This window comes from Enterobacter cloacae complex sp. P1B (assembly GCF_014982345.1).
In the GTDB taxonomy this organism is placed as follows: Bacteria; Pseudomonadota; Gammaproteobacteria; order Enterobacterales; family Enterobacteriaceae; genus Enterobacter; species Enterobacter bugandensis.
Genome location: NZ_JADCLF010000044.1, coordinates 1 through 296 on the forward strand (window position 1 = coordinate 1; position 296 = coordinate 296).

The following is a 296-nucleotide window of genomic DNA, read 5'->3' on the forward strand; positions in this document are numbered from 1 at the left end:
CATATTGACAGCACTAACACCATACCTGTTAAATCCATTTGCACATTTAAAATCATGATGCAAGTACATGCAAAAAATATAAATACCGCACTCCTCAATATGAATATAGGCAACATTAATTGAATGCCGCCCAGTAAGTTTGTGGTTATTCTTTTATAGAAAATACTATCGCTACCAAAAACCGCGGCAACTTGAATAATTTGAAAAATCGCAGTTGCGATTGCTATTTGCCCAATTACTACAGGCCCCAAGTATTTAGCTACTAAAGCGTTTATAAAGAAAAGACCAATTATGCC

At 35.1% G+C, this 296-nt stretch carries 1 pseudogene; it reads right to left on the reverse strand.

Annotation, left to right across the window (positions count from 1 at the left end):
* A pseudogene (locus INF77_RS23385) lies at positions 1-296 on the reverse strand (polysaccharide biosynthesis protein); the annotation flags it as partial.